A 2,196-nucleotide genomic window follows, 5' to 3' on the forward strand; every position below is an offset into this window, starting at 1 on the left:
CCGCTCCCGCGGACCCCTCCCCAGCGGGGGGCGCGCACGGTACCGTGCCCGCGTGAGGGCTGACCAGCCGGGGCCGGCCGACGGTGCCGTGGTCACCGTCGCCGGCGGGTCCCGTCGCGCCGTGCAGCCCCCCGCCACCGCCGCGCCGGCCCCCGGGGGCGCCGGGCCGCCCGTGGACGTGCGCCGCAGCCGCCGCCGCTCGCGCACCGTCTCCGCCTACCGCGACGGCGAGCGCACGGTCGTGCTCATCCCGGCGCGCTTCTCCCGCGCCGAGGAGCGCGAGTGGGTCGAGCGCATGGTCTCGCGCCTGGACGCCGCCGACCGGCGCCGCAACCCCGGTGAGCAGGACCTGCTGGAGCGCGCCTGCGACCTCTCGCGCCGGTACCTGGACGACCTGGCCCAGCCCGCCTCGGTGACCTGGGTCGACAACCAGCAGCACCGCTGGGGCTCGTGCACCCCGGCGGACGCCAGCATCCGGCTGTCCACCCGCCTGCAGGGCGTGCCCGGCTGGGTCCTGGACTACGTGCTGCTGCACGAGCTGGCGCACCTGGTGGTGCCCACCCACTCGCGCGCCTTCTGGCGGCTGCTGGAGGCCTACCCGCGCACCGAGCGGGCGCGCGGCTTCCTCGCCGGCCTGGACCACGCCGCCGGCCGCGACCCCGCCTCCGGGGCGGAGGACGAGGCGGAGGACGAGGCGCCCGCGGACGCGCCGGCGGCCCCGCTGGACGAGCTGGTGCTCGACGTGGACGAGCTCGACGTGGACGAGCTGGACGTGCGCGAGGCGGCGGACCCCGCGCGCAGCAGCACCGGCTGAGCGCTGCGCGCGGGGCCGCGCACCCCCGTCAGCCCCGCGGGCCGTCCCCGCCGCCCGGGCCGTCACCCGGACCGGCGCCCGTGCCGCCGTCCAGCAGGTCGCGCAGCGCGGCGTCCATGGCGTCCTCGTCGCGCTGGACGCCACCGCCGCTGCCGCTGAGGCGCCGCTCGACGAACGCGTCGACGTCGTCGAGGTCCTGCGCCGTCGGCAGCAGGTCGGGGTGGTCCCACACGGCGTCGCGGACGGGGGCGCCGCCGCGCGCCAGCAGCCGCTCCCACAGCGCCGTCGCCTCGCGGGCGCGGCGCGGGCGCAGCTCCAGGCCCACCAGCACGGCGAAGGCGTGCTCGGCCGGCCCGCCGGTGGCGCGGCGGCGGCGCACCGTCTCGCGCAGCGCGGCGGCGTGCGGCAGGACGCGGCCGGCGGCCTCGTCGCTGACGTGGTCCACCCACCCCTCCACCAGCGCCAGGGCGGTCTCCAGCCGCACCAGGGCGGCCTTCTGCTCCGGGGTGCTCTCCGGCTCGAAGATGCCCGAGCCCAGCGCCTCCTGCAGGGACTCGGGGTTCGTGGGGTCCACCGAGCTGGCGGCCTCGGCGATGCGCTCGCCGTCCACGGAGATCCCGCGGGCGAAGGACTCCACGCTGCCCAGCAGGTGCGAGCGCAGCCAGGGCACGTGCGCGAACAGCCGCTGGTGCGCGGCCTCGCGCAGCGCCAGGTAGCGGCGCACCTCGTCCAGCGGCACCTCCAGGCCCTCGGCGAACGCGGTCACCCCGGAGGGCAGCAGGGCCGCGCGCCCGCCGGGCGCCAGCGGCAGCCCGATGTCGGTGGTGCTGAGCACCTCCCCGGCGAGGGTGCCGATGGCCTGACCGACCTGCATGCCGAAGACGCCGCCGCCGACCTGGCGCAGCATCGCCCCCGCCGAGCCCAGCACCGCCGCCATCTCCGGCGGCGCCTGCTTCGCCATCGCCTCGCCCATGGCGTCGGCCACGTTCGCGGCGACCGGCTCCACGAGCTGGCGCCACACCGGCATGGTGCGCTCGACCCACTCCGCGCGGCTCCACGCCTCGGCCGTCGTGGGCGCCTGCTCCACGTCGGTCACGCCGTCCAGCCACAGGTCGGCCACCCGCAGGGCGTCCTCCACGGCGCGCCGCTCGGCCGCGCCGGGGGTGGGGTCGCCGGCCTGCGCGGCCGCCTGCCGGGCCAGGTCGTGCGCGACGTCCCAGTTCACGGGCGCGTCGGAGGGGGTGGACAGGAAGCGCTGGAGCTGGTTGAGCACCTGCCCCATCAGGGCCGGGTCCAGCGGGGTGTCGCCCAGGCCGGGGATGCCGCCGGGGAAGCCGCCCGGCAGGCCGGGGAAGCCGCCGGCCCCGCCCGCCCCGCCGCCG

At 79.0% G+C, this 2,196-nt stretch carries 1 protein-coding gene and 1 pseudogene; one reads left to right on the forward strand and one right to left on the reverse strand.

The window, feature by feature from the left end; translation table 11 throughout:
* Positions 1-52: 52 nt before the first annotated feature.
* Positions 53-679: pseudogene (locus GTR00_RS24440) on the forward strand (M48 metallopeptidase family protein); the annotation flags it as partial.
* A gap of 163 nt (positions 680-842) precedes the next feature.
* On the opposite strand, the gene GTR00_RS19365 reads toward GTR00_RS24440, so the two are convergent.
* Positions 843-2,196: zinc-dependent metalloprotease (locus GTR00_RS19365; protein WP_166613189.1), on the reverse strand; the 1,354-nt coding region annotated here is incomplete at its 5' end.

Source organism: Kineococcus indalonis (assembly GCF_009906395.1).
In the GTDB taxonomy this organism is placed as follows: Bacteria; Actinomycetota; Actinomycetes; order Actinomycetales; family Kineococcaceae; genus Kineococcus; species Kineococcus indalonis.